The organism is Okeania sp. SIO2B9 (assembly GCF_010672505.1).
GTDB lineage: Bacteria > Cyanobacteriota > Cyanobacteriia > Cyanobacteriales > Microcoleaceae > Okeania > Okeania hirsuta.
This window is the reverse complement of sequence record NZ_JAAHGK010000628.1, coordinates 1-4,334: the sequence shown is the minus strand read 5'-3', so window position 1 is coordinate 4,334 and position 4,334 is coordinate 1. Positions and strand designations below refer to the sequence as shown.

At 33.2% G+C, this 4,334-nt stretch carries 2 protein-coding genes and 1 pseudogene; 2 read left to right on the top strand and 1 reads right to left on the bottom strand.

What is annotated here, in order from left to right:
- Both F6K13_RS20420 and F6K13_RS20415 read left to right on the top strand, forming a co-directional pair.
- Positions 1-1,072, top strand: a 1,072-nt coding sequence (locus tag F6K13_RS20420; protein WP_287288198.1) for a hypothetical protein, incomplete at its 5' end; no start/stop codon positions are given.
- A gap of 377 nt (positions 1,073-1,449) precedes the next feature.
- Positions 1,450-2,304 carry a mechanosensitive ion channel family protein gene (locus tag F6K13_RS20415; protein ID WP_124146251.1) on the top strand — a complete coding sequence of 285 codons (855 nt, stop codon included), beginning with the start codon at positions 1,450-1,452 and terminating at the stop codon, positions 2,302-2,304.
- Positions 2,305-3,436: 1,132 nt separating this feature from the next.
- Here the strand turns inward: F6K13_RS20415 and F6K13_RS20410 are convergent.
- A pseudogene (locus tag F6K13_RS20410) lies at positions 3,437-4,183 on the bottom strand (transposase); the annotation flags it as partial.
- Positions 4,184-4,334: the final 151 nt, after the last annotated feature.

Sequence of the window (4,334 nt, the reverse complement as noted above, 5' to 3'; positions counted from 1 at the left end):
GAATGAATTTAATGAACTCCCAAAAAATGTTATTTCTGGTTTAAATCAACAAATTCAGGCTTTGCCTTGTCATCCTAAATATGTCAAAATTTTGCAATCTACTTTAGAAGAAGCATTATGCCAATGGCAAGAAAATCCAGAAGCTAATGAACTGGTAATTCTCAGCAGTTCTATAGAACCTTTATCTCAAATTATCCAGACAGCTTTAGTTAATTGGAGTCATGAAAGTGTCAAAGATATAAAATTATTATCCTGGTCAAATAGACCTAAAGATTTCCTGAAAATTGTCTCCAAATTACAAAATGATTTAGGTCTGTCTGCAAGGTTAGATGTTGATGGTAATTCTGGCAAATTTCAGGAATTAATAGTTATTACTTGTTTGGAATTTTGCTTTCTACGACACATACATGGTTTGGATGGAATTGAGTTTTTAAGAAATAGAATCTTTCAAGATAATTCTCGATTTTGGTTAATTGGTTGTAATTCTTTAACGTGGCAGTATCTTGATTATATTTATAATATTAACTCTTACTTTGAAAAAACTCTATTATTACCGACTATGACAGGAGAAGAACTTATGGAATGGCTAACTCCTGTATTTACTAAGATGGAGTTTCAAAAAAATGACCTAGATGAAGAAAAACAAGTTGCTAAAATGCAAGAATATTTTGATTATTTATCCCATACTTCTCAAGGTTTAAGTTCAGCAGCTTCTCAATTATGGCTAAAATCTTTGAGTATGATAAATACGGAAAATCTTGATTCTCAAGAAACAGAAAAAGAGAATATTTTAGTAGAGTATCATCAAATTAAATCATTAGATTTACCAGAATTAAGCAGTAGCGATCGCTATCTTTTATTTTCTATGCTTTTGCACAAAGAAATTAATTTATCTCACCTTGCCTTGAGTTTGGGAGAGTCTGAAAGTAGAATTCAATTCCAAATTCAAAAATTATTAAGCATGGGAGTAATTCAACGTTTGAATAATCTGTTGACTATTCATCCTACATATTATCCAAAGCTGCGTAAGCATTTAAAAAACTATAACTTTATTACTGATTTAATAGAATAGATTTATTGCATAAATTAGAGAATAGGGAATAGGGAATAGGGAATAGGGAATGGGGAGATTAAATTGCTGATTTAATATCTTGAATTGATTTAATTAGGGCTTGCTGATTAAATCTAAAAGCATTGACATATAAAGACAAGTGCCTTTTTGGGGTCGAATTGCAGTGCGCCTGTTTCAGTCTAAAACGCCCAAAAAGGAGCGTATTTTAGGCGCATAGTTGGGCAGAAAAATCACTCTGACAAAACTTAGCTCCTACCTCCTCGCTCATTCCCATTTCTCCCCTCCTGGGAGGGGGAGGGGCGAGGGGTGGGTTGTCTCCTACCCCTACTAAAAAACTTTTTCAGCAAACCCTAATTAATTTTTTTGCAAGAGGTATAATGATTTTCAACTATCTAGGATTAACATTCTTTTTTCATTTTCATCTACTTACAGTAGCGCCAGGATTAGATGGAATAGGTATCAAAGATATAAATCTTCGGACTATTCTACAAACAGTAATTGCTTTAGCTCTTGCTTATGGATTTCTTATTAGCGTTAAATTTTTGAGTAAGTGGTTATCAGAAAGAGTTCCTTTAAGATTTCGAGCAGCAGCCAAACAATCAGAGCCTTTTCTACAAGCCTTAATTTTATTGACTTCCACAATATATATATTGAGTCTTTTCTTGAAACTTTCGACTGAAAATTTATTAGCTATAACCGGAACAATTGCTGTAGCTTTAGGTTTTGCTTTTAAAGATTATGTTAGTTCTCTAATTGCTGGAGTAGTAGCTCTATTTGAAACTCCTTATCGAGTAGGAGATAGAGTTCAAATTGGAGAAAATTATGGCGAAATTATTACTTATGATTTGCGGGGAATACGTTTACAAACTGTTGAAGATAATCTGATATTTATTCCCCATAACAAAATTTGGAATGAGCCGATATCTAATGCTAATAATGGTGCTTTAGAAGCTCAAGTCACAACTGATTTTTATTTGGCTCATGGAGTCGATTCTGAATTGGTTATTAAAATTTTACATCTGGCTGCTTATACCAGTAAGTACACTCAATTAAAACTTCCAGTTAGTGTATTAGTTGAGGAAAAACCTTGGGGAACTCAATATCATTTAAAGTCTTATCCTATAGATGCTAGGGATGAATATGTTTACAAAACCGATTTAGTGAGGCGAGTTAAACAAGCTTTTGCTAAACATAATTTTAATTACCCTAAAAGTAATTTTAGTCAAGAGTAAATGTAAATATAGAACCCCTAACCGTATCTTTTAGCTCTCTCCAGAAAATAGGGAGTAGGGAGTAGGGAGTAGAGGGAAATAATTGATGATTTATCTACGATAATTGATTTGATTTTTGATGATTGGAGATGTCTTTTGAGGAAAAGACATAAGCTTAAGTTCAGTAATAAGAGCGATCACCTAAATTTTTAGAGATATCAAATGGGTTCTATAGAGTAGGGGAGAAATTAAAGTAAGCATTCAGCCGTCAGCTAGCTTCTTACAGAGGAACTACGTTATCAGCTATGAGTTATTAACTAATTATCGCACCGAAGGAGGAATTAGTCTCCAAGGATAATTAGGGCTTGCTGATTAAATCTAAAAGCATTGACATATAAAGGCTAAAGCCTTTATGGGGCCTTTAAAAAGTGCAAATTTTTCAGCTCTTCACGCTCAAAAAGGAGCGTATTTTATGCGCATAGTTGGGCAGAAAAATCACTCTGACAAAACTTAGCTCCTACCTCCTATAAATTCCAATTTCTCCTATCTCCTGTCTCCTACCCCTACTAAAAGACTTTTTCAGCCAACCTTAATTAACAGTTATGTTTGCTTCCCAACTCCGCAGGAAAGAAAAAGTTTACCAGCTATCCTTCGTAGTTGCTTGAATATTTTCAAAAGCTGAATAAAGCTGAATGCTGAATGCTAATAGCTGAATGCTTACAAATTGAAAGATATCCAGTTTCTTTAATACTTTGTAGAAAAGACTCGATCTTACCCGGAAAAAGTAGAGTAGTTCCTGGGTATATTTTCCCTGAATAATTGACAAAAAATAAATCATAATATATAGCAGATTCCACTTTTGTGAAATACACCCATAGCGAGCAAGATGCTCGCACTACAAATATTTAATTGTTAATATCTATACTTCATATACTTGGAGTTTGCTGCATCAATATAATAAAATCTATAAATCCACATTCTACACTTCAAAATAATAAAAAAATACTGATGATTAACATTTGATTTCTGATTAATTTGAACATCTATAGCAACCTAATAGCAAAGTCTGAAAAACAATTAGACAGAACAAATAGCCAAAAATCTCAGAAGTACAGAGGTGCTATTAAACCGCAATTAAAAAACTATAGTAATCCTAAATAGGTTCTGGCAAAATTCCATACTGAAAAAGCTTTGGGAAATCGAATATTTGACCATATGCAAAAAACTTAAATAGCCACTTAACTACTTTAAAAGAATTGCAAAAATGATCATATTTTATGATGAAATTTTTGCCTGGTAACCAAATATCTTCAACAGGATTTTGCTCCGGAGCATTTGGAGCCAACTTTGTACCATGTATCAACCATTCTTCGTTCTGATAAATTTTGATTAATTAACATCAAATATTCTCGAAATTATTGAGATTTATGGTAAGTTGCTCCCTCCCAAAATATTGCCAATCTTTTACCCGGCCTTCGCGCTTTGCAAATATTTGATAAATTCGATGGTATTTTCAGTATTTCCACTCTCAAATTCTTGCACAATAAATTCTTTACTTTGATAGTCTCAGGCTCCATAATCAGTCTGTCTTTCTTTTTCATTTTTGAGATTAATTTCTATTCTTTCATCTGTTGTTCCCCAACCATCGCCTCAGAGATCGCCCCGCCCGAAGATTACATTGATCAATCATAAACACTCTCAGGCTTCCAGCTTCGATTTCCGGTGGCCATTTTACCCACATTTCCTCTATTTCTTTTTTTTTAGCTTTCACTAATTCATCATTTCTAGCGGGATGATTTTTTGGAGTTTTTTTCCAACTTACTCCCGCCTCTTTAAGTAAATTATAATAACTTTGATTAGATTCAAAAACTACATTATATTGCTTCTGTAAATAGTTTTGGTTTGTCTGATAATCTGAGATCATGGGCTTTGTTGCTTTGTGCAAGAACCTGTAGAACCATTTTTGTCAAAATTTGCAATTTCTCAGAACATATTAAAGATGAAAACACAATCATTTTCCGACTTAAAAAAACTCTCTCCCCAACTACCCA